The organism is Massilia sp. DWR3-1-1 (assembly GCF_049898325.1).
Lineage (GTDB): Bacteria > Pseudomonadota > Gammaproteobacteria > Burkholderiales > Burkholderiaceae_D > JAFCUW01.
This window is the reverse complement of the sequence record NZ_JAFCXL010000024.1, coordinates 1-22867: the sequence shown is the minus strand read 5'-3', so window position 1 is coordinate 22867 and position 22867 is coordinate 1. Positions and strand designations below refer to the sequence as shown.

The 22867-nt window shown below is 57.3% G+C and carries 23 protein-coding genes and 1 tRNA gene; 10 read left to right on the top strand and 14 right to left on the bottom strand.

Annotation, left to right across the window (positions count from 1 at the left end; all coding sequences use genetic code 11):
• Nucleotides 1-22: 22 nt before the first annotated feature.
• The 3 genes from upp to ACP7EY_RS20665 all read left to right on the top strand — a co-directional run bounded on the left by upp (nt 23) and on the right by ACP7EY_RS20665 (nt 1571).
• Nucleotides 23-673: a uracil phosphoribosyltransferase gene (gene upp, locus ACP7EY_RS20675; protein ID WP_426196967.1), complete on the top strand. Its 651-nt coding sequence runs from the start codon at nt 23-25 to the stop codon at nt 671-673.
• Nucleotides 674-676: 3 nt separating this feature from the next.
• On the top strand, nt 677-1105 hold the full coding sequence (locus ACP7EY_RS20670) for an Hpt domain-containing protein (protein ID WP_426196965.1): 429 nt from the start codon (nt 677-679) through the stop codon (nt 1103-1105).
• 262 nt (nt 1106-1367) lie between these two features.
• Nucleotides 1368-1571, top strand: coding sequence for a cold-shock protein (locus ACP7EY_RS20665; RefSeq protein WP_426116045.1), 204 nt, complete (start codon nt 1368-1370; stop codon nt 1569-1571).
• A 150-nt stretch (nt 1572-1721) separates the two neighbouring features.
• Here ACP7EY_RS20665 and ACP7EY_RS20660 read toward each other — a convergent pair whose 3' ends face one another.
• Complete coding sequence (locus ACP7EY_RS20660; RefSeq protein WP_426196963.1) at nt 1722-2627, bottom strand: LysR family transcriptional regulator; 906 nt, start codon at nt 2625-2627, stop codon at nt 1722-1724.
• Nucleotides 2628-2857: 230 nt separating this feature from the next.
• Here ACP7EY_RS20660 and aceB point away from each other — a divergent pair, with 230 nt between their 5' ends.
• Entirely contained in the window at nt 2858-4447 is a 1590-nt protein-coding gene (gene aceB / locus ACP7EY_RS20655; RefSeq protein ID WP_426196961.1) for a malate synthase A, read from the top strand.
• Nucleotides 4448-4654: 207 nt separating this feature from the next.
• Here aceB and ACP7EY_RS20650 read toward each other — a convergent pair whose 3' ends face one another.
• Together ACP7EY_RS20650 and gloB are read right to left on the bottom strand one after the other, a co-directional pair.
• A complete protein-coding gene (locus tag ACP7EY_RS20650; protein WP_426196959.1) occupies nt 4655-5320 on the bottom strand; it encodes a 2-hydroxychromene-2-carboxylate isomerase in 666 nt (221 codons plus the stop codon).
• Complete coding sequence (gloB, locus tag ACP7EY_RS20645) at nt 5302-6096, bottom strand: hydroxyacylglutathione hydrolase (protein ID WP_426196957.1); 795 nt, start codon at nt 6094-6096, stop codon at nt 5302-5304. The genes ACP7EY_RS20650 and gloB overlap by 19 nt, the downstream gene beginning before the upstream one ends.
• Before the next feature lie 164 nt (nt 6097-6260).
• Between gloB and ACP7EY_RS20640 the strand changes: the two genes are divergently transcribed.
• The 5 genes from ACP7EY_RS20640 to ACP7EY_RS20620 all read left to right on the top strand — a co-directional run bounded on the left by ACP7EY_RS20640 (nt 6261) and on the right by ACP7EY_RS20620 (nt 10105).
• Nucleotides 6261-7034, top strand: coding sequence for a class I SAM-dependent methyltransferase (locus tag ACP7EY_RS20640; protein WP_426196955.1), 774 nt, complete (start codon nt 6261-6263; stop codon nt 7032-7034).
• A 37-nt stretch (nt 7035-7071) separates the two neighbouring features.
• Entirely contained in the window at nt 7072-7515 is a 444-nt protein-coding gene (rnhA, locus tag ACP7EY_RS20635) for a ribonuclease HI (protein WP_426196953.1), read from the top strand.
• A gap of 36 nt (nt 7516-7551) precedes the next feature.
• Entirely contained in the window at nt 7552-8256 is a 705-nt protein-coding gene (dnaQ, locus tag ACP7EY_RS20630) for a DNA polymerase III subunit epsilon (protein WP_426196951.1), read from the top strand.
• A 58-nt stretch (nt 8257-8314) separates the two neighbouring features.
• Nucleotides 8315-8389: transfer RNA gene (locus ACP7EY_RS20625), tRNA-Val, on the top strand.
• Between the two features lie 498 nt (nt 8390-8887).
• Nucleotides 8888-10105 carry a tyrosine-type recombinase/integrase gene (locus ACP7EY_RS20620; protein WP_426196950.1) on the top strand — a complete coding sequence of 406 codons (1218 nt, stop codon included), beginning with the start codon at nt 8888-8890 and terminating at the stop codon, nt 10103-10105.
• Nucleotides 10106-10112: 7 nt separating this feature from the next.
• On the opposite strand, the gene ACP7EY_RS20615 is transcribed toward ACP7EY_RS20620, so the two are convergent.
• The 3 genes from ACP7EY_RS20615 to ACP7EY_RS20605 are packed head-to-tail and all read right to left on the bottom strand — an operon-like array spanning nt 10113 to nt 11102.
• The gene (locus ACP7EY_RS20615; protein ID WP_426196948.1) at nt 10113-10379 is read right to left on the bottom strand and encodes a helix-turn-helix transcriptional regulator; all 267 of its coding nucleotides are present in this window, start codon (nt 10377-10379) and stop codon (nt 10113-10115) included.
• Complete coding sequence (locus ACP7EY_RS20610; protein ID WP_426196946.1) at nt 10360-10743, bottom strand: hypothetical protein; 384 nt, start codon at nt 10741-10743, stop codon at nt 10360-10362. The genes ACP7EY_RS20615 and ACP7EY_RS20610 overlap by 20 nt, the downstream gene beginning before the upstream one ends.
• On the bottom strand, nt 10743-11102 hold the full coding sequence (locus ACP7EY_RS20605) for a hypothetical protein (protein ID WP_426196944.1): 360 nt from the start codon (nt 11100-11102) through the stop codon (nt 10743-10745). The genes ACP7EY_RS20610 and ACP7EY_RS20605 overlap by 1 nt, the downstream gene beginning before the upstream one ends.
• Before the next feature lie 170 nt (nt 11103-11272).
• Here ACP7EY_RS20605 and ACP7EY_RS20600 point away from each other — a divergent pair, with 170 nt between their 5' ends.
• The gene (locus tag ACP7EY_RS20600; RefSeq protein ID WP_426196943.1) at nt 11273-12961 is read left to right on the top strand and encodes a hypothetical protein; all 1689 of its coding nucleotides are present in this window, start codon (nt 11273-11275) and stop codon (nt 12959-12961) included.
• 394 nt (nt 12962-13355) lie between these two features.
• Here the strand turns inward: ACP7EY_RS20600 and ACP7EY_RS20595 are convergent, their stop codons facing one another.
• The 8 genes from ACP7EY_RS20595 to ACP7EY_RS20560 form a co-directional block, all read right to left on the bottom strand.
• Entirely contained in the window at nt 13356-13796 is a 441-nt protein-coding gene (locus ACP7EY_RS20595) for a hypothetical protein (protein ID WP_426196941.1), read from the bottom strand.
• A gap of 154 nt (nt 13797-13950) precedes the next feature.
• Entirely contained in the window at nt 13951-14196 is a 246-nt protein-coding gene (locus ACP7EY_RS20590; protein ID WP_426196939.1) for an Imm74 family immunity protein, read from the bottom strand.
• A 622-nt stretch (nt 14197-14818) separates the two neighbouring features.
• A complete protein-coding gene (locus ACP7EY_RS20585) occupies nt 14819-15070 on the bottom strand; it encodes an Imm74 family immunity protein (RefSeq protein WP_426196937.1) in 252 nt (83 codons plus the stop codon).
• 1093 nt (nt 15071-16163) lie between these two features.
• Nucleotides 16164-16442: a PAAR domain-containing protein gene (locus ACP7EY_RS20580; protein ID WP_426196935.1), complete on the bottom strand. Its 279-nt coding sequence runs from the start codon at nt 16440-16442 to the stop codon at nt 16164-16166.
• 942 nt (nt 16443-17384) lie between these two features.
• Nucleotides 17385-17786: a hypothetical protein gene (locus ACP7EY_RS20575; RefSeq protein WP_426196933.1), complete on the bottom strand. Its 402-nt coding sequence runs from the start codon at nt 17784-17786 to the stop codon at nt 17385-17387.
• A 430-nt stretch (nt 17787-18216) separates the two neighbouring features.
• Complete coding sequence (locus ACP7EY_RS20570; protein WP_426196931.1) at nt 18217-18438, bottom strand: hypothetical protein; 222 nt, start codon at nt 18436-18438, stop codon at nt 18217-18219.
• Nucleotides 18439-18917: 479 nt separating this feature from the next.
• Nucleotides 18918-19181, bottom strand: coding sequence for a hypothetical protein (locus ACP7EY_RS20565; RefSeq protein ID WP_426196929.1), 264 nt, complete (start codon nt 19179-19181; stop codon nt 18918-18920).
• Nucleotides 19178-22867, bottom strand: a 3690-nt coding sequence (locus tag ACP7EY_RS20560; protein WP_426196927.1) for an RHS repeat-associated core domain-containing protein, incomplete at its 5' end; no start/stop codon positions are given. The genes ACP7EY_RS20565 and ACP7EY_RS20560, both read right to left, overlap by 4 nt.

Sequence of the window (22867 nt, the reverse complement as noted above, 5' to 3'; positions counted from 1 at the left end):
GACCCAGGACACCATGCCCTCCATGAACCAAGATCCCCGTTTTCCGAACCTGTTCATCCTCAATCACCCGTTAATTCAGCACAAGCTGTCGCACATGCGCGAGCGCGACACCTCGACCCGCACCTTCCGCGAGCTGCTCAAGGAAATCACCCTGCTGATGGGGTACGAGATCACCCGCGATCTGCCGCTGACCACCCGCACCATCGAGACCCCCCTGGTGACGATCGACGCCCCCGTCATCGCCGGCAAAAAGCTCGCCATCGTGCCGATCCTGCGCGCCGGCATCGGCATGAGCGACGGCCTGCTTGAACTGGTGCCGTCGGCGCGCGTTGGCCACATCGGCGTGTTCCGCGACCCGGCCACCCACCTGCCGGTGGAATACATGGTGCGCCTGCCCGACACCGCCGACCGCATCTTCATCCTGTGCGATCCGATGGTCGCCACCGGCAATTCGGCCGTGCACGCGGTCGACGTCCTGAAAAAGCGCGGCGTCAGCGACGAGCAGATCATCTTCCTGGCGCTGGTGGCCGCGCCCGAGGGCGTGCAGGTATTCCAGAACGCCCATCCCGGCGTCAAGCTGTACGTCGCCTCGCTCGATTCGCACCTGAACGATCACGACTACATCGTGCCCGGCCTGGGCGACGCGGGCGACCGCATCTTCGGCACCAAGTAAAGCGTGTCCTGCGCATCCGACGGCGCCGTCGATCCCGGCGCGCCTGGCCTGACCAGGTCCATCGATCAGCAGTTTTTCGAGCGCCTGCGCGAGGTGAACGACAAGTTCGCCGCCACCGTGCCCACCATGCTGGGCCGGCTGCAGGCAATGCGCGCCGGTTTCGATGCGGCCAGTCCCAGCGTGGCGCTGGCCGGCCAGTTGCAGCAACTGCTGCACACCATCGCCGGCTCGGCCGCCACCTTCGGCTTTCGCACTTTCGGCAGCGAGGCGCGCGTGCTCGAGCAGCGCCTGCGCGTGCTGCTGGCCTTCGACGCGGTGGGCGCGGCCGAGTGGGACAGCTGGTTACGCAGCCTCGACCACTACCTGGCGTGGGCCGGCATCGATGCACGCGCCGACCATTTTCCTGTCGAGCGTGGTCAGGGAGACATTTGATCTAGCGCAAACTCTGAGCTAGCCCATCCCCTATATTGACGCATGCCGCCGCGGGATTGGACGCCGAAAAAAGTTGGTGTTTTGAATTAAAACATGGCCTTGGAGTTTAATTTCGCGGAACCCGTGTTTTTTGTGGTTTATTCGGTATAATGCGGGATCGTTGGATTCGAGGTAGTAGTGCAGTCTGTCTGTCATTTCTTTCTTGCTTCTTCAAACGATCTAAACGGGCGCAAGCCCAACTTAACTGAAATAGGAAATTGTAATGGCAACTGGCATCGTAAAATGGTTCAATGATTCGAAGGGCTTTGGCTTTATCACTCCTGATGAAGGCGGCGAAGATCTGTTCGCTCACTTCTCGGCGATTCAGTCGAACGGCTTCAAATCGCTGCAAGAGAACCAACGCGTCTCTTTCGAAGTTACCGCCGGCCCTAAAGGCAAGCAAGCTTCGAACATTCAGGCTATCTAATTAGTCCCTGAAGCAACGAACAAAAATCCTCGGTTTCCGGGGATTTTTTTTCGCCCGAATTTTCGCGCCTGACCCTGCCCCGCGGCGGCGTCAGGCGCGCTGCCTTGGGCGGGCCGCTTGCGTACCACTGATGCGCGATGGTGCATCAGTTCAAGCGGGCCGCCAGTAATCGCTCTGGTTGTAGGTATGGCGCAGGAAATCGACGAAGGCCCGTATCCGTAGCGGCAAGTGGCGGCGCTGGGCGAACACGGCATAGATATCGTTGCCGGGCGCCGCATGCTGGTCCAGTACCGTGCGCAAGCGTCCCGCCCGCAGTTCCGGCCCCACCTCCCACATCGAGCGCCACGCCAGTCCCTTGCCCGCCAGTGCCCAGTCGTGCAGCACCTCGCCATCGTTGCACTGCATATTGCCACCGACCTTGATGGTGACGTTTTTTCCATTGTCCATGAAGGTCCAGCCGCGCTGGCTGCCTTCGCTGGAAATGGCCAGGCAGTTGTGGCGGGCCAGGTCGTCGAGCACGAGCGGAGTGCCATGGCGCTTGAAATAAGCGGGCGAGCCGACCAGCACGCGCTGGTTGTCGGCCAGTTTGACCCCCACCAGGGACGAATCGGACAGGCTGGCGATGCGGATGGCCACGTCGACCCCTTCGCCCACCACGTCGACCAGGCGGTCGTTCAGGTTCAGATTGATGGTGACGTCGCGGTGCTCGGCCAAAAAACTGGGCAGCAGCGGCGCCACGTGCTGGCGGCCGAAGCCGGCCGGTGCCGACACCAGCAGGTGGCCGCTGGCGCGCGCGCTGCGCTCGGCCACGGCCGACTCGGCTTCCTCGAGTTCGCCCAGGATCCGCTGGCAATCTTCCAGGAAAGCGGCACCCTCGTTCGTCAGCGCCAGTTTGCGGGTGGTGCGCTGCAACAGTTTGACCCCCAGCCGGGCTTCGAGCGCGTCGAGACGGCGGCCGATCATGGCCGGTGCGATGCCCTCGGCGCGCGCCGCCGCCGACAGGCTGCCCCGGGCGACGACTTCGACGAAGGTGGAGATCTGGCGGAATTGTCCCATAGTGCGGCTTCTCGTTTCGCATGGTGGATCTGTGACAAAAACGCACAGATGAATGTATAAATTGTCTCGTTTATCGTATGTTTAGTGAATATACTGCAAAACACAAGCAGAGCCAACGGCCACAAGCGGCCACCAGTTGGCCCACTTGCTGCGCTGCCGCAGCGCTGGCCGCCACGCAGGCCGCCAGCGCGGGCAGGGCACCAGACCAATTACAATCAACGGAGCGAAACATGACAATCAGCACCCCAGCCGGCATGGACATCAATGGCGCCATCGAACCCGGTTTTGAGCAGATCCTGACCCCTGACGCGCTGGCCCTGGTGGCGAAGCTCTCGCGCGCCTTCGAACCCCGCCGCCAGCAATTGCTGGCCCAGCGCGCCGCGCTTGCGGCCCGCCTCGATGCCGGCGAACGGCTCGACTTTCTCGCCGAAACGGCCGACATCCGTGCCGGCGACTGGACCATCGCGCCGATTCCCGACGCGCTCCAATGCCGCCGCGTGGAAATTACCGGCCCGACCGACCGCAAGATGGTCATCAACGCCTTCAATTCGGGCGCCGATGCCTACATGACGGACTTCGAAGATTCGCAGACGCCGAACTGGCACAACCAGATCGACGGCCAGATCAACCTGATGGAAGCGATCCGCCGCACCATCACGCTCGAGCAGAAGGGCAAGTCGTACAAGCTCAACGACAAGATCGCCACCCTGATCGTGCGTCCGCGCGGCTGGCACCTCGACGAAAAGCACGTACTCGTCGACGGCAAGCGCGTCTCCGGCGGCATCCTCGATTTCGCCCTGTTCATGTTCCACAACGCCAAGGAACTGCTGGCGCGGGGCGCCGGCCCGTATTTTTATCTGCCGAAAATCGAATCGCACCTGGAAGCGCGCCTGTGGAACGATATTTTCGTCATGACGCAAGACGAACTGGGCCTGCCACAAGGCACCATCAAGGCCACCGTGCTGATCGAAACGATCAACGCCGCCTTCGAGATGGATGAAATCCTGTACGAACTGCGCGCCCACAGCAGCGGGTTGAACGCTGGCCGCTGGGATTATATTTTCTCGTGCATCAAGAAATTCAAGCTCGACAAAGATTTCTGCCTGGCCGACCGCCCGAAAGTGACGATGACGGCGCCCTTCATGCGCGCCTACGCCTTGCTGCTGCTGAAAACCTGCCATCACCGCGGCGCGCAAGCGATGGGCGGCATGGCCGCGCTGATTCCCATCAAGAACGACCCTGAAAAGAACGAGATCGCCATGGCCGGCGTGCGCGTGGACAAGGCGCGCGATGCCACCGACGGCTACGACGGCGGCTGGGTGGCCCACCCGGGCCTGGTGCAACTGGCGATGACGGAATTCGTCAATGTGCTCGGTGACAAGCCCAACCAGGTGGAAAAACAGCGCATGGACGTGGAAGTGACGGCGGCCCAGTTGCTCGACTTCAAGCCGGAAGCGCCCATCACGGAAGCGGGCCTGCGTTACAACATCAACGTGGGCATCCACTACCTGGGCAGCTGGCTGACCGGCAATGGCTGCGTGCCGATCCACAACCTGATGGAAGACGCGGCCACGGCCGAAATCAGCCGCTCGCAAGTGTGGCAGTGGATCCGTTCGAGCAAGGGTGTGCTCGAAGACGGCCGCAAGGTCACCGCCGACATGGTGCGGGCGATGATTCCCGAAGAGCTGGCCAAAGTGAAGGTCGACGCCCCCAATGGCGAGAACCCCAGCTACGAGCGTGCCGCCACGATTTTTGAAACCATGGCCACGTCCGACAAGTTCGAAGAGTTCCTGACCTTGCCGCTGTACGAAGAAATCTAAGTTCTGCATGGCGGTCTGAAAAGGGGTCTGGCACGCGCTGCCAAGCCCTTTTTTTACGTCCTTGCCGTGTTGATGCGTCAACGTGCATCAATTCTTGTGACTGGTAGCTGCCATAGCAGGCGCGCTGCTGCGTTGCGGCACGGGCCGGCGTCTTTTGCCGGCGCCCTTGCCCGCGTTCATCGATTTTATCGAGGCCGAGCAGGCAAATTAACGTTCGGCCATGGCCGGCCGCGCGAGGATATCGGCCAGCGCCGCCTCGTCGATGCGCGCCCCTTGCAGGTAACGCAGCAGCGAGTGGACGCGGTCGGCACCCCAGAACAGGTCGCCGTCGACCTTGAAGGTGGGCACGCCGAAGACGCCGTCGCCGATGGCTTGCTCGGTATCGGCCGCCAGTTGCACCTTGATGCCTGCCTGGCGCGCCTGCGCGGCGAGCTCGTCGGCGGCCAGGCCGCACTCAAAGGCGATGTGCTTGAGCACCGCCAGGTCGCTGATGTCGCGCCCCTGTTCCCAGCAGGCGGCCATCACCGCCAGCGCAAAGCGGCGGCGCGGGCCCGCCTCCGTCACCGCCAGGCACATGCGCAGGGCCTGCAGGGAATTGAAGGGGTGGCCCGGCGGTGCCTTGAAGGGCAGGCCGGCGCGGGTTGCCTCGCGCATGACGTCGCGGAACATGTAGCGGCGCTTGGCGGCGACTTCGGCCGGCCCTTTCTGGCCGTGGGCATTGAGCAGTCCCGCAAACAGCACGGGTTGAAACACGATCTCGCCGCCGATGTCTTCGATGCGTGCCAGCGCCTTGCTGGCCAGCCAGGCGTACGGGCTGATCGGATCAAAATAAAAGGTGACGCGGATCGCGCCCATCAGAAACTGTTCTTCCATTCGCGCAGGGCGGCGAAACTGGCCAGTGGCGTCGCGCCCGGCTGCACTTTGCCGGCTGCCAGCAGGCTGGCGAAGATGGCCGGTTCGCTGTAGCGCAGGAAGGGGTTGGTGGCCAGTTCGAGTTCGATGGTCGACGGCACCGTGCTCTGGCCGTGTGCGCGCAGGGCAGTGTCGCTGACGATGCGTGCCTGCAGGGCGGCGCTGTGGGGCTCGACGGCCTTGGCAAAGCGCAGGTTCGACAGCGTGTATTCGTGCGCGCAATAGACCAGGGTGTCGCCGGGCAAGCGCGCCAGCTTGGCCAGCGAGGTGGCCATCTGCCCGGGCGTGCCCTCGAAAATCCGGCCGCAGCCGCCGGCGAACAGGGTGTCACCGCAAAACAGCCAGTGCTGTGCATCGCTGACATAGGCGATATGGCCCAGCGTATGGCCCGGCACGTCGATCACGCGCAGCTGCAGGCCCAGGCCGGGCACCACGATGGCATCGCCTTCGCCCAGCGCCATGCTGACGGCGGCAATGCCGTCCTTGGCGGGGCCGAACACGGGCACGGCGCCATGGGCCAGCAGGGCCGGCACGCCGCCGGTATGGTCAGCATGATGGTGGGTGAGTAAAATGGCAGCAAGGCGCAGATCGAGGGCTTCGAGCGCGGCCAGCACGGCGGCGCCGTCGCCGGGATCGACGACGGCGGCATCGACGCCATCGTGGATCAGCCACAGATAGTTGTCCTTGAAGGCGGGAACGCCAACAACGGTCAGGGGGCGGCGCTGGAGAGTTGTCATGGTGGGGCGGTGGCCGTGAGCGGAGGGTTGGTGGGAAAAAATGCAACGACGCCAGCGTTGTCATACCATAGGCAACATGCTGGCGTGATCGACTTGCTTTTAAGTACGAAAGCCAGCCGAACCAGGCAAGTGCTTGCACGCAACGACAAGGATGAATCACCGGCATGGACAGCGCAAGCTCGCAACAATCCATTATAGCGCTCGACGGCTGGCTGCAATCGCCGGCCGGCGCCTACGTGCGCGCTTGGGAACAACAGTGCCTCGATCAACTGACCGCCGACATCTTCGGCTACAACGCCCTGCAGATCGGCCTGCCGCAGATCGACGCGCTCGCCGCCAGCCGCATGCCCAACAAGTGGCGCGCGGCCACGCGCACCTCGAGCGCCGCGCAACTGGCCTTGTCGGCCGACAGCCGGCAGATCGCCGTGGCCCTCGATTTTGCCGACTTGCCGTTTGCCTCGCACAGCCTGGACCTGGTGGTGATGCCCCACGTGCTCGAGTTCGCGGCCGAGCCGCACCAGGTGCTGCGCGAAGTCGAGCGGGTGCTGATCCCGGAGGGGCAGCTGATCATCTGCGGCTTCAATCCGGCCAGCCTGTGGGGGGCGCGCCAGGCACTGGGGCGGGCATTTCGCAGCCCGTATTTGCCGGCCGCTGGCGAATTCATCTCTATGCCGCGCATGAAAGACTGGTTAAAATTGCTCAACCTTGGCGTCAGTCGCAGCCACTTCGGCTGTTACGCGCCGCCGTGCCGCAGCGCCAGGTGGCTCGAGCGCTTCGCTTTTCTCGAGCGGGCAGGCCAGCGCGGCTGGCCGTACCTGGGCGCGGTCTACATGGTGCACGCCATCAAGCGCGTCAAGGGCGGCACCATTATCGGTCCGGCCTGGAGCCGGCGCACGGCTGGCGCGCCGCAAGCGGTGCCGGCCACCAATCGTAAATAAGTCATTGAGCACAATCCACAGAGAGACCACACGCGGCATGAGCAAAGTAGAAATTTTCACCGATGGCGCCTGCAAGGGCAATCCCGGCACCGGCGGCTGGGGCGCCCTGCTGGTGGCCGACGGCCATGAAAAAGAGATCTTCGGCGGCGAGCCGAACACCACCAACAACCGCATGGAATTACGCGCCGTCATCGAAGCGTTGGGCATCCTGACCCGTCCCTGCGACGTCGTGCTGCACACCGACAGCCAGTACGTGCAGAAGGGCATTTCCGAGTGGATCCACGGCTGGAAGAAACGGGGCTGGAAGACTGCCGCGAAGGAGCCGGTCAAAAATGAAGACTTGTGGAAAGCGCTCGACATCGCCCAGGCCGAGCACAAGGTCGAATGGCGCTGGGTGCGCGGCCACAACGGCCATCCCGGCAACGAGCGGGCCGATGTGCTGGCCAACCGTGGCGTCGAGACGGTGCGCCGGCCCCTGTGAAGCAGTACGACCTTCCCCATTTCATTGAAAGATACCATGCGTCAAATCGTTCTCGATACTGAAACCACCGGCCTGAATCCCCGCACGGGCGACCGGGTGATCGAAGTGGGCTGCGTCGAGCTGCACAACCGTATGCTGACCGGCAATAATTTCCACCGCTACATTAATCCGGAGCGCGATTCGGAGGAGGGAGCCTTGGCGGTGCACGGCCTGACCACGGAATTTTTGCGCGACAAGCCGAAATTTGCCGAGATTGCCGAAGAGCTGCGCGAGTACATCCGGGGCGCCGAAGTGATCATCCACAATGCGCCGTTCGACCTGGGTTTTCTGAACCAGGAATTCAAGCTGCTGGGCCTGCCCAGTTTCACCGAGCACACCAGCAGCGTAATCGACACCCTGGTGCAGGCCAAGGAGCTGCACCCGGGCAAGCGCAACTCGCTCGATGCCCTGTGCGACCGCTACGGCGTCTCCAACGCCCACCGCAAGCTGCACGGCGCCTTGCTCGATGCGGAGTTGCTGGCCGACGTCTACCTGTCGATGACGCGGGGACAGAATTCCTTGTCGATGTACATGGAAGAAGAGCCTGCCACCGGCTGCGCCCAGCTCGAAGCGGTGCCGCTGGCGCAGATCATCGTGCTGCCCGCGACCGACAGCGAAGCGGCCGAGCACGAAGCGCTGCTGGCGGGGCTGGACAAGGCGGTCAAAGGGCAATGCATCTGGCACGGCTACACCGCCGCGTGATTGTTGGCACTGACCCTTGCCACATTGGCTGTTGGCATGCGATAATTCGCCCCGCTTCGGGAGGTTAGCTCAGGGGTAGAGCACTGCATTCACACTGCAGGGGTCGGCAGTTCGAAACTGCCACTTCCCACCAAGAATACGTTTTAGATCAATGGCTTACACTGACGAGGTGTAGGCCATTTTTTTTGAGTATGAAAAAAGTATGAAAAACAGCGCGGGACTTCAGCGGACGAGCCCGGACAGCGTTGGTTCAGTGTTGCAAGTTCAGTAAACGCATCGTGCAAGCGCCGTCAGTGCGGGGATCGCTCGAGATCTGGACGTGCCGGTCCGCCGAACTCAAGCCCGACTTGGAAAGACCAGTCGGCTTCGATGCTTTTTGTTTGCACCCATAAATTGCGGCCTATTGTTGGACGTCGTCGGACGTTGTCAGTCGCAGGCGGACGTGTAGTTCGAATCCCACCGTCTCCGCCAAGTATTAGAAAAGAAGCCCCGGAAACGGGGCTTTTTTCCGTCCCTCCATAGGGAGCTCGCTTGATATTTTGTCCGGCTAGGTCCGGCACTTTTCGGCACAATCCACCTCTAAGCGGTAGATAGAACGGTAGATAGAACTAGCTTCCGGTGGAGGTCGCGCATGGCGAGAACAGTCAATAATTTGTCGGCACTGAAGGCGTCACGCCTGGCTGCGCCCGGCTGGTATTGCGACGGCGAGGGCTTGTGGCTGCAAGTGTTCTCCAGTAGCAGCAAGAGCTGGGTGTACCGTTACGAAATCGACGGTCGGCGATATCACATGGGCCGCGGCTCCTTGCGCGATGTATCGTTTGCCGAGGCGAGGGAAATGGCGCGCGAATGCGGCCGGCGCGTCCGTTCAGGCGCCAACCCCCTGGCAGAGCGCCGCGATGCTGCGCTGGCCCTCAAGCTGGTTGAAGCACGCACAATCACCTTCGACGCCTGCGCTCAAGCGTACATTACCGCCGACCGCGCCTCGTGGCGCAATGCAAAATATGCCCAGCAATGGGAGAACACCCTTGCGACCTACATGTCGCCCGTTTTCGACGCTGCGGCCGTGGGCGAGGTGGATACGGCGTTGGTGGTCAAGGCGCTGGCGCCGATCTCGATCGACAAGACGGAAACGGCGACGCGCCTGCGCGGCCGCATCGAGGCGATCCTGGACTGGGCGACGGTGAGCAAGTTTCGAACTGGTGAAAACCCGGCGCGTTGGCGTGGTCACCTCGAGTTCCTGCTTGCCAATCCGAACAAGGTGGCGCCGGTAATCAATCGGCCGGCCCTTGCCTGGGCGGAGGCGCCCGCATTCATGGCACTGTTGCGGCAGCGCGAGGGTATTTTCGCGCGCGCCCTGGAATTTCTGATCTATACGGCTGGCCGGTCCGTCGAGGTGCGCGGCGCCGCCTGGCCGGAAATCGATGTCGCAGATGCGTTATGGACCGTCCCCGCCGAGCCGATGAAGGCAGGACGCGAGCACCGGGTGCCGCTGGCAGCGCCGGCTCTCGCGGTATTGAGGGCGGCGGAACCCTCGACGCCGCTGGTATTTCCCGGGCGCGGCGGTGGCACGCTCTCCGACATGTCGCTCACTGCCGTGCTGCGCCGCATGGGCCGTGGCGACATCACGGTGCATGGTTTCCGCTCGACCTTTCGTGACTGGTGTGCGGAGTACGCATCGAATGCGTTTTCGCGGGAAGTGTGCGAGCACGCGCTCGCTCACAAATTACCGGACAAGGTCGAGGCGGCGTATCGCCGGGGCGATTTGCTGGACAAGCGCTGCAAGCTGATGGCCGCCTGGGCCGATTATCCCGGCGGCGCAAACGCGTCTCCGATAGGCGGTGCTCCATAGCCTGTCCTCACGCTTGCCGACTGGCGTGGATACGGTCGTTCACCCAATTTATGACTTGCTGCTGGATCGAGGCGCTTGGTCGACCGTTCAATTTTACCGGCGCTGGAAACGTACCGTTCTTGATGGCTTCATAGATGCAGCTGCGAGACATCGCGCAAATGGCGATGACCGCAGGCAGGCGAATGAGGACAGGGTCATTGTGTGCAGGCGTGCGCCTGCGGTCGATTCCAGAGCGGGGAATGGGTTGCGTATTTTCAACCTTGGACACTGGCATATCTACCGCTTAAGGCGTCTTCAAACGGCACACAAACGAATCGGGGGTAAGATTTCTGTTCTAGTTTTCTTGTGTTTAATGGGATGAGGCTGGCCTGGCTGGGCAGCAATTGCCCCTGCGGCGGCGCACCGAGCAGGATGTGGTCGCTGGCAAAGTTCTCTATAGCAAGGGTAATGCGGAGAAATCCTGTATTCGAGTTTCCGGCCGAGAGATCGAGGTAGGCCGCCACCTGTTCCGCGCGAAGATATGGCTCCTGTATGCGAATGGTTTCGTCATCGCGGTTGCCGCCGTGGTTTGTGTAATGGCAGCAAAGAAGCCTGACGATAAAATTGTCCAGGTTGAAGGTTGCTGCGGTGAAGACCACTAGACCCCGTCGACCATCCGCCACCGTCTCGGTGCGGGGCCACGCTGCCACGCTGTTTCGACTCGCTCACGTGCAAGCACGCGGAAGTCGGCCGGATAGCGGCTCGTCAGGCCTGATGGCGGGCAATCGAGTTGCTCTGAGACTGTCAGCGAATCAAGTATTTTCCCGCCGCATGGGTGCGGCGGTGCGAATCCTTGGGACCAGGTGGGTACTGAACTACCGCCTGCAAATATTTTCGCCAGCAAATCAATTTCCTTGAGGGCGGAAGCAGTCTTGGATTTGCCTACGGAATAACATTTTTCATTCACAAGATCATCGAAACTGGCCATGAGATTGGGGGCAGTGACGACTTCAGGCATCTTGCATCCGACGGCCATACCGCAGCGAGATCACGCAGGACCGACACGGCGGAAGCGGGACGCAACGACGTGCTTAAACACCCGCCCGCTAATCTGGACAAAGTTGACTACAATCATCAATTCCCCGACTCAATGGTGCAGCATGGTGCATTTCGCCAACGGGGAACTAGATGAACTTTCAAAATACTGTATTGGCCGCCACGGTCGGCTTGCTGACTTGCCCTGATGAGTTCCTCCGCGACGCGCTGGCGCGGTGCGATGGGCTGTTCGATTCGACCGTCCTGTACAGGACCGACAGGCCGAGTGTTGCGATCCGAAGCGGCGCAGGCGTCACACCGCTGCGCGAGTGGGTAATGCGTGAGCGCGCCGGTGGCCCCCTTGCCTGCCGACCCGCCTTCGGTGGCCAGAGCAATGGGGACACCCCTGCGCACATGATGGCCGGCTTCCTGGGCGGCAGGCCGGATACGCTGCACGTGCGCAATGCTGGAGGCTGGCACAGCTACCATGCCGGCACCATATCGAGTGCCGCACATGCTATGACGGTGGCCCAGTTCGCCGATCTGATCAATGCCCAAGCCGACCCCGAATTTTACTGGAAAGCCATTCTGGCTGACATCAACGCGTTTCACTCATGTAATGGCATCGTCGAAGTCGAGCCGGACGAACTGGCCGATTTTTTGGTGTCCAACGCCGGCGCATCTGCCTGGGACATCATTGGCGACCAGATCATGCGAGAGATCCAGGTGGAGGCCCTGACTTTCGACGAATCCTTCATGATTCCAGCTCATCTGGCGGACCTGGTTGAAAAAGTCGTTCCCTTCCACGACAGGGACAGGTATGTCTGGCTCGACGCCTACGACGAGGATCAGGTCACCGGGTCGCACCTGTATCAACTAATTATTGCGCAACCGTTTCACGCCGAGATTTGGCAGCAGTGCGCTGATCCGCAGCAACTGGCAGAGACATTGGGAGAGGACTTTGATTTGACAGAATTTCCCCACATCGACGCGGGGAATTGGGGGCATTACTTACAGGGCCTGGACGCGATCGGGGCCGAACTGGTGCGCGATGACTTGCTCGAGTTGATTCGCGTGGAATGCCAACGGCGCGACTGCGAGCCGCTGATTCCCGCTGTGCTGGAAAACATATTCGGCCCCGGTGAGGAAGAACGTCGCCGACTGTCGTTTCGCGGCCGTTTGCAGCATGATATGGGCTGGTACTTGAAGCGGAATCCAGCGCCTTGGCGCATGTACGTGTTCGACGAGAATGAGCGTGAGGTCGGCGCCGGGGACGAAGCCGCAGCCATTTTGAAAGTGGACCAACAACAGCGTTTCGAGGCGGCACTTGAGGCCATCGGCGCATTTGCACTAAGCGTGGAATCGCCGTTCGCTGTGCACTTCCAACTGGCGAAAAGCTTGGCGGCGCAGGCGCGGGCAGACGCACCGTTCAGTCGTGCGGCATTCGAGCGGATCTGTGTGTCGAACAATGCACCGGATCACTTGGCCGACACGGAACTGGTCGATCTTTTTGCTGCATTCGGATGGCGCACCCGGCGCGTGATGGGCCTGGCCGCGATCGCTGCAGCCGATGTGTTCGGCGCGATGGGCTCTTGGAACGACCAGTCCTTCGATGACGACGATGATGAGGACGAGGATGAGGACGAGGACGAGGACGAGGACGAGGACGAGGACGAGGACGAGGTTGAAGCAGTGTCCTCGCAGCTGTTCTGCGCCATGAACGACTATCTGGCGTCGCTGCTGACCGTCGAGCGGGGCGGGGCGCCGGGAGCCATGACGCCAGTTCAACAACCCGCCCGCCAGTTGGGGCGCTTGCTGCCCTCGAGGCGGATTATAAGTTGAGGATCAAGTCGAAAAAACGGACGTAAGCTCAGCCTGATCGTCGCCGTTTGTCTAAAATTATTGTTCTGTTCGTATCCGTTTTTCGGACTTACCCATCTATCCTCCTTCAGATGCATAACTAATATGCAATAGCTTTTCGGATTAATTATATATGTTAAAAGAATGACGATAATAATCAAATTTATAAATGAAGGAATAAAAAATGCTCATCCTGGCATATAGTTCCGGTCAACAAAACAATTTCGGCGTAAGCAAAAAAATGGTCAATACCTAAGGCATGGAGAATTTTTAACTTAAGATCCACAAAGATTAAAATTAAAAATAACTATGAGCGGTTCTGGTATCCTGAGATTTCACGAGTCAAAACAGATGCCGACCTGCCTGGCGAGCATCCTCAGCGAGGCCTCATATAAATGTCTGCCTGAAAGGTGCGGAGGTCATTGCTCACGTTAAGTTGTCCCCACTTAAGGTCCCATGAACGCAGTTTATCTTTTTTATTATCAGGTGGCCGCCCGACCATTTTCTCGATTAAATTCAAGAAAAGACGATATTCACCTTTTACAGCATTTTCACTCACGTCGCCCCACCCTTTCATGGAACTGTCTAACCAGCTCAATCGTATCCAATCTATTTTTCTGGCTCGCAAAGAGATAAATATACCAAATCTCATGCCATCCGCAACCGCTTCGACGTAAAAATAAGGCTCTCCTCCATCAGGGTCTCTTCGTTTCTCAACGGAACCTTCTTCGCTAATACTATTTAGATATTCATAATCAGATATGATGGAGATACTTTTTCCGCCGGAATTAATTTCTCCTTCAATAAAATTTATCATGGTTTTTCCACTTCATAAGCAAGCCATTTTCCATACTTCATCGATTATTTTCCTCAATGTAATATTGCATTCAGACAACTAGTCTGTATTGGTAATTAGAAAATGCGGAGGCTGTCGCTACGCGAAGATCTTTTTTCATCAATACGAAACTTAGCTATTCAATTTCCAAGAACATTTTTCTTCGGACGAACTCCTGCTTTAGGAATTGAACCAGGTGATTCTTTTCAGCGGGAGTCACGCCTTCTTGATCATTTGGTGCATCCCACATTTCGATACTGTTCTGATAAAGCACGAAGTCGGGAGATCCATATCCCCTTAAAAAAGCTTCACCATACACGGTAACGCTTTTAGCACCGACCTTCACCCGAAGGTGCCCGCGTGCAATCGCTGTCAGTTCCATGTCACTCATCGTCTAAAGATAGCTTTCGTGGCCCCAGTCTTGGGGGCGATGGTGTCGATCTGCGTTACTGATGTGTTATCCATCAATGGCCCCAACTTCTTCGACGCTCTCCCAGCGGACCCTACGTGCTTCTTCGCTGGCCCAGCGGGTTGTAGCTGACCTGGGTCGAACTCTCCAAGGTGATGGGGGGCATGCGTTTTAATCAGTCTGCATGAGCGATCTGCAAAACTCGAAGCAAGTGCTCGTCCCTGGCCCCAGCCCTGCCGGCATCAGCGTCGACGGAGACATTTCCGCAGACGCAGTACTCATTGTCCGAAGGGTTTGACAGGAGAATGCTCCAGCAGTTAGTGCACTGGTAGAACGTCCGGTCCAAGACTGGTAGCGTCGCTCCGACGGCATGGTTTAAATCTACTATGATCAACTTGTTCTGTGACATAATTTATCTCTGCGGAGGTCGGCAAGGATGTGGCATCTCGACTAGCTCTTCCGCTACATTGTACGATTCAGCGCTTTGCGGAAGCTGATATTGAGTTTCATTCCTGTGCTGATTGAAACAATGTTCTGCTGGTCCGCTTCTTCACCAGCATATTTCCTGTAGAATGGGATTATTTATGCTTGATCGCTATTCGAAATCGATAATCGAGCCGTGATCCTGAAAATATTTCCGAATTGCGCTAATGACATCCTGCTTTTCATTTTCAGTTAAGGCATCTTCAGGTGGTACCTCCCAGTTGTTCAATGAATTCAAATAGATGACGTAGCTTGGTTCGTTTGGTGCCGAGGCAGCGAGCGCCTCCCCTAGAACACGGACATGCTTGTATTCAATCTTCAAACATATGTCTCCTCGTGAGACGTCATTGACTTCAAAATTCATACATCACCTGTTAAAAATGGTCCTCGAATTTCTATATTTCTGGTCAATAATATCGATTTGGTCAGCTGAAAGTTTTTCATGAGCGCTCCTTTCTCTCCAGATATTTTTCATCCACAAATACTTTCTTACGACGCCTCTTACGAATCCGCACGTGCCTTTGATATAGGCACGAGACATTTCACACCCATCATTTTACAACCACTAAATTTTTGTCGCCCCAAGTTGACATTCGAATCTTGTGTTTAGAAATTAACATTTCAAGCATCGTTTCACTTTTATTATTGGCAATATTGGCACCAGCTGCCACTCCAATGACACTATCTGTTCTACCGGGCCGGAAGAAAGCCGCGTTCGGATTCGGTTGCCGTCCACGCTGTCGATCTGTTTGCCAATTGCGCCACGCAAAAGTCGAGAGTAAACCTTGAGCCGGTGCCAGTTTGCAAGAGCCGCGGCAAGTCGTCAAATGTGAACGCGTTTTTCGATAGCTGACGTCGCTTAGTCCGACTTGTGTATGACGAGATGCGTCGTAACTATGGGTCGGACTTGGTGCCATCTTTTAACTCGCTTCAATGGGGATGGATATGCACGAGCCTTCATCAATCAGCTTTCACGGTAACGAGGTGATCTAATCTGAGTCTTGTTAAATTGCGCTGGAATTTAATATCCTAACTAAGGTCGCCTTGTTTGGTATCATAGAAAAATATGGCTCGACCCCATTTGCACGGGTTTAAAAAAGCGGTGCTTGGATGCTCGCTCACAAAATTTACGTTTGAAGACCTTTCATGTGATTTTAGTATTTTTGATTCAAGAATGTTGGATTCAAAAAATTCGATGAGACAAAATAAGAATGTTATGGAACATACTTTTCCCTCTCCGATTTCAATCACGCAATCGGCCGATTTTCCGCACGCACTGACTTTTTTAGTAAGCCATATATTGTTTTCCCTTCATCAGTTTTAGTTGGCGGGGAGCACAGTTTTTCGATAGGCCTTGCGAGGGCGCCTTTTTCGTCAACCGCCACGCATGTCGAATCAACTAAGACCAACCCTTTTTTCAAGTCTAATTTAATAGTATGCATTATTATTTAAGCCTTTCAACCGACCGTCGCAGGCATTCTGCCGATTAGCTTGCACCCGCATTCCGTCATGCATCCCTCGACCGCGACTGGCACCCCGTTGACTGTCAGTGTGTCGTGTGCGGTAATAATCTTGTTGACGCCGTGCGGTTTGCCGCCAGGGTAGGGCAGGGGACAGTCAACTTTGTCGCCCAATCGGGCGATCGCCCGTCCTCTGATGTCGTGGTCGGGCGAACCGCTAATAACTGTGCCGCCATGATCGGTTTTGTCTCCTACTGTAATGATCTTCAATGACATTGGGTTCTCCAGTGGAATCGGTGTGGTTAACAGAACGGTGGACCGTCCGGCTAAACGCGGCCGTCAGGCTAACGTACATATCGGCTCATAACCTTGCGCCATCGTGGTATGAACGCGACGGATTCAAAGTCTCTGATAGTCACTTTCTCTTGCCGCCGTGGCGGTTGAACGAGCAATCTATGTTGACGCTACCAGAAACCTTTTGGCTATGTATATCGTTCATTTCTGAGGCGTTGTACCTTGCTTACGATGCAAAAAATCGGCTCAATAGTAAAGAAGAATAGTATTGTTGAATGAAGAAAATAAGAACACCATTGGAGTGACGTCAAGATTTTTTAAATCATGAAAAATTCATTGTCCAATTGTAAAACATTCAAAACATAAAGGAGATGCAATGGGCATAGGACTCCTGCCTTTTGAAAAAATACCAATTTTTGTATGAGCATTTTTCTTAATAATAGCTGGCGGATTTTTATTCTTCCATGAAGATTTTTTTCGTGGGGACAAGCAAGAGCCTTATTACTCCTTGCAGCTGGTATTTGCGCATTTGTCTTTGATGTTAATAAAAGGCACAGGGCTAATTTAAGAAGGCAAGAAGAAGCCAATCTGGAAAACATAAAGTAACGTTGGTGCGATTCCTGTCGCTGGTCTCATCGGAAACACATGCATAGTATCCCCCTGAGTGTAAAAAAGCTGTTTCTATCAAAGTGCCACTTCAAGCCTCGTCCCACCGTGAGTATTAGCAATATCGGCAGAATCGTCCACTCCACCGACTGCATCAGTTCTACCGGGCCAGAAGAAAGCCGTGTTCGGCCCCGTCTTCATGAGATCAGCTGGACGCTTAATAAAGCGTCCATTCTCACATATGTCTTAGCTGACGCTTGCAATAGAAATCGGTGATTGCTGATATAAGGAACGCAGACGTGTCTTTAAATATTTAGGTTAGAACCGTCGGTATTCATCCCAACTCGTTAGGCTGACATTGCTGCTGTTTTCGAAACTGTCACACCAAATCAATATCGAGTTATCACAGGGGGCGAATATTTTAGCCATATATCCGCCTGGAGTCATTGCCGCAAAATCAAAATGAACTCCTTGCTGCCTTAGTGATTTGCGATATTCGGGAAAGTCGCTTATTATATTGAACTGAAACAAAGGATCCCTTTCTGGATCGAGGTACACATCTGAGTACTGCAACTGGCCGCGAACAGCCTCGATGTTGCTCAGTAGAAACGTGATCTGATGGATGGTGAAGCGCAGGACATCACCACTGAAGGTCTCCATTTGCTCCATCATTCTTTTCCGCGCTGGAATAAATAATACAATTACCTTATTGCTCTCCATATCGTCCCTTTGATGGTGTTCGCCTAAAAGGTCGCGTTGATAGAACGCAATATCTTCCTTCCAAAACGGTTCGGATTTTTGTCCATACTCACCGTTTTATAGTGGATCGAGCGCAACGTCATACCTGATGTCATTCAGCGCATGTTAAGCGATTTTATTATTGGGCGGGGCTTTGCAGCTACGAATATCAACCATTACTGAACAATTGCATGTTGCTTATGACGCAAAAGCGGATCAATAGTTAAAGAAGAATGGCACTGTTGAGTAATCAATCGACGGATCATCTTCATCATAACTTTCGCATTCGATCTCGAACTGATTGCCAGCGGGATCGAAAACACGTGCAAAATAACCACCTGGGTGAGAAAAAGCCGTTTCTATCAAAGCCCCATTTTCGTAAATTTTTTTGCAGTAGGATAAGAAATTCTTCTCAATTCTGTAGCAAAAAAATTGCAAAATGCTTTTGTGGTGGCCAATCGGATTTAGCCTTTTCATCAACGATCAATAATTTCAAAGCCACTTCAGACAAACCTACGGGTGAGAAAAACAATCCTTCTTGATGTGGAAAACATAAAACGTTACGGTAGTAATATTCCGTTTCGTCATAGTTGTCGACTGGAATGATGATAGTAATTTTTGTAATAATGGGCATATTATTTTACTTTTAGGGCGATCGCTTGGTTTGGATTTCGCTCTAGCTTCAGTGATAGCTTTCGGGGGACCTCTGTACACCTTTCCTCCTATTTGATGAAGTGTTTGTTTCTCAATAACATAGAAAGAACTCTTGTTTGAGGAGCCATTTCCACCTATATCAATAAATGAATAGCCATCGCGATTCCTGTCTATAATCCAGCCCGCGTTGGCGTCAAAAGCGCGTCTTTCCCGTTCGCTGCTCCCCAGATCGAATTTATTTTCTCCAGATTGCCTCATCAATTCTAGCCGTTCTTTTCCTATGGTTGTAAATCCATCGCACGTCCGTTTTTTTCTCATAGCTTCAGCAAACGCCTCGACCTATTTCTGGCCTTTACCTATAACTGGAATTTGAAGGATGAGGTCTGGCTAAATCCCGAGCCGGACCAACCAGAAATACCAAAAAAAGCCGCATAATTTACGCGACATCTTTGTTGACAATTACCGCTTCTTGGTTGATCTAGCAAGTTTTTCAAGCCTTCCCCACCAATCTTTTTGCGATAAACGAGGCAGGTATAAATCTCCAAGCCACTTCACGTGGCAACGCATCTCTATCTGCTTCAAAGCATCGTTACGCGTATCCGTCAACAAAGTTTGGTCTAGCGCTAAATTGGCGAGTCGCTGCAAATCGTCAGCATCTTTAATAAATCCTGCTTGATGCAAATCGGAAATGATGCTTTTAATTAATTCTGAAAATGTCGTCATCTTTTAATTGCTCCTGTGTATTTACCTCCAGCAGTTACGACTTGCCAGCCCCCTCCGATTTTGTCAGGTCCCCAATGTGGCTGAGGCGCCACTTTTCCTTCAAGTAGCATTTGATTCCGAGTTAGGGCAACAGGACTTTCAACTTCTGCTGAATTGCTTGGTGGAAGCGCAAGTTTTTGACGTCTTTCCGCAGGTATTGCTCCAGCCGAGCATCGTGTCACAAATACTCCTGACGCTGCTCCGGGAGTGGATTCAGTAATTGTAAATTGCTCGCCGGCGAGCCCGGGAGAAGCATAAATTTGACCATCAAAGCTGTTTACTACCTCCTGCTGCTGTGTTTTTGAGAGTCCTCGTGCTTTCAGTAACTTTCTTGCAGAGTTATTTTTGATTGGAAATCCTGAGCATGTGATGAGCCCCAGTGGGTCCATCCATCCGGTTGGATTAGGCGCGTACTCATAGAGATTGTTGCCGCCATTGAGGCCAATCGGGTCGTGGTTGAGGTACCTTGCCGTATCGGGATCATAGTACCGATACCGGTTGTAGTGCAGCCCCGTCTCGTCATCAAGGTACTGCCCCTGAAACCGGATCGGATTGCGCATCCCCGCCTTGCGCGCCGCCTCGCTGATCGCTTCTTTCGCTTGCCCCCATGCCTTGTACTGCGCCGACCACGCTACTTTTCCTTCATGGTCGGTCAACTCCTGGGGCGTACCCAGATGGTCACATTGATAGAAGGCGATCTCTTGCTTCCCGAACGGTTCGGCTTCCTGCTCGGATCCCCCGTTCCATAGCGGATCGAGCGCAATGTCATACTTGCCGTCGCTGCCCGCCATCAGCGCCTTGACATCGGTGGTGGGCGGCAGTCGAAGCGCCCGATGTCTGGTGGCCTGCACCAGCGGCACGAAGCTGTCGCGCTCGTACACGTAGTGCACCGTCCGTCCGCCGGCCGCATGGCCCGGGTGCAGGCTGCTTTCCAGCGCCAGCGTGTCGCCGTCCCAGCCATACATGGTCCGGGTTGGCTGCCGAAAAGCAGTGCTTCCCGTCGCCTGGCTGTGCTTGGCGATGCGCCGCCCCAGCGGATCGTAGGCGAAGGTGGTCACGCCGTGCGAGGTCGTCGCGCGGGTCATCCGGTTGAACGCATCCCATTCATACGCCGACCGCTCGCCATTCCCGGTACGTTCCACCAGGTTGCCGCGTTCGTCATAGCGGTAGCTGACGCCGGCATACTCCTTGAGCAGGTTGTCGAGCAGCGTTGGCAACTGCTCGCGGCGGGTAATGGGCGCCGGCTGCGCGGGTTCGGCTGCCTGGATGTTGCCGGCCGGGTCGAAAGCGAAGGTTTCCTGGGCCAGTGCGCTGCTTGCCGACAGCAGCCGTCCGACCGGGTCGTAGCGGTACTCGATGCGTCCGCGGCGGCTGTCTTCGATGCTGGCCAGTTGGCCCGATGGGTCGTAGCCATAGCGCCGCTTGAGCGTGGCGTGCATGCCGGCCTGGACGTCGGGACGGTACGGGGCGGGGTAAGCCTGCCGGTTTTTCTGGCCGACCTGGTCGATGGCGCCGAGCTGCTGCTCGATCAGGCGGCCGACCGGGTCGTATTGCATTGTCTGCAGCAGGCCGTTGGCCTGGGTGCGGCCGGTTTCCTGGTACAGCGCGTCGCGCTCGAAGGAGACAAGGTCCTGTCCATCGAGCAGCAGGCCGTGCACGTGGCCGGCGCCGTAGGTCAGCCAGTCGATGCGATGGCCGTCGGGGCGGGTGGTGCCGGTGCGCTCGTTGAGTTCGTCGTGGTGATGGTGCCAGACCGCAGTGCGTTTTTCGGGGTAGAACGGGCCTTGGTAGTGCTGGTGCTCGCGCACCAGGTTGCCGGCGGCGTCGTAAAACCATTGCAGCCTGGCGTGTTCGTTGTTCGCTTCGGCCAGCTGGCCGTTGGCGTTGTAGGCGAAGGTTTCGATCTGCTCGGGCTGGCCAGTAGCCGTGGCGCGGCGTTGCAGGAGCCGGCCCATGGGGTCGAAGTCGAGCCGGGTGGTCACGCCCGCTTCGATGGTCTCGGCCAGCACGCCGGTCGCTTCGTCGTAGCGGTACTGGATAGCCTTGCCATCAAAACCCTGTTCCTGCAGCAGGCGGCCGACCGGGTCGTACTGAAAACGGTAGACGCTGCCGTTTTCGTTTTCCAGCGCGGACAGGCGGCCAAGCGCGTCCCACCGGTAGTGCAGGCTGTGGCCCAGCGCGTCGGTGCGCTGGGCGATCAGTCCGGCCGCGGTGTAGCGGTAGGCGGTGGTGCGATGCAAGGCGTCGGTGTGCGCCATTAGCCGGCCTTCGGCGTCGTGGCGCAGTTGCTCCTGCCTGCCGTCGGGGAAGATGACCGCTTCGAGCTGGCCGGGGTGGTTGCCGGCGCTTTTCCCTTCGCCGTGCGCTTGCGCCAGCGTTTCGGCGTTGAGCGGCGTGTAGCGGTAGCCGGTCACGTTGCCGGCGGCGTCGATGCGCTTGACCATGCGCTGACGGTCGTCGTATTCCCACTGGCTGCTGTGTCCGGAACAGTCGGTGTAGCTGGCGAGCTGGCCATTGGCGCCGTAGGCGATCTGCTTGACGCCGCCCTTCGCGTCGGTGATGGCGACGGGCCGGCCGGCCCTGTCGTAGGCGTATGCGGTTTTGTTGCCGCGCGGATCCGTTTCTTCGGCCAGCTGGCCTTGGGCGTTGTAGTCGCGCTTCCACACCCCGCCTTCGGCGTCGCGGATGCCGGTGACGCGGTGAGCGCTGTCGTACTCGAAATGGACCTCGCTGCCGTCAGCGCGCGTGTGCGTGAGCAGGTTGCCGTGCGCGTCGTAGCGGTGATGCTCGGTGCTGCCGTCGGCGTGGATGTGGCGGACGACGTTCTTGGCGGCATCGCGGAACAGCCATTCCTCGCCGCCGTCCGGATACACGATGCGGTAGGTGTAGCCGGCGATGTCGTAGTAGTAGCGCGTCTCGTGGCCGAGCGCGTCGGTCACGTAGGTCAGGCGGATGTTCTTGTCCCATTCGAGCCGGGTGTCGTCGCTGCCGTCGTCGGCCCACTCGCGGATCGCCTTGGCGTGCAGAGGGCTGTCGATGCTGCCGCTGTCGATGCCGCCGCTGTTGATGCCGCCGATGTCGATGCCGATTTCGTAGGCGAGGTTCATGCCGCGCCCGGTGCGATCGACGTAGCGGGTGACGAGGTGGCGGTCGTACTGGTAGTGCCAGGCGGCGGCGTTTTCGTCCTGGGCGCGCACCAGGTCGCCGTGGTCGTCGTAGTCGTAGGCAGCGAGTTGGCGCACCAGCTCGCCGTCGCGGATTTCCCACAGCGCGCGGATGCGGCCGCTGTTGACGTCGATCTGGGTACCGGCATGGGCGACGACGGTGTCGCCCTGCTTGCTGACGATGTCGCTGAGCACCGCCTCGCCGGCGACGATGTGGTCATAGCGCAGGCCGAGGGCGGCGCCGTCTGTGGCATGCAGCGCGATCAGCCGGAAATGCTCCTTGCCCAGTTCGGCCGCCTTGGTGCGCACGGTGTCGACCAGTTCATAGGTTTCGCGCCAGGGGCTGGGCTCGCCCTCTGGCAGCGGCTTGCCGAAGTCGAGCGTGAGCAGGGTGGCGCTCATGCGGGTGACGGTAATTTGCTCGACCGGGTCGTGATGCTTCGCGCCGATGCCCAGCCACGGGTAGCGGTGGCTGCGGCCGTC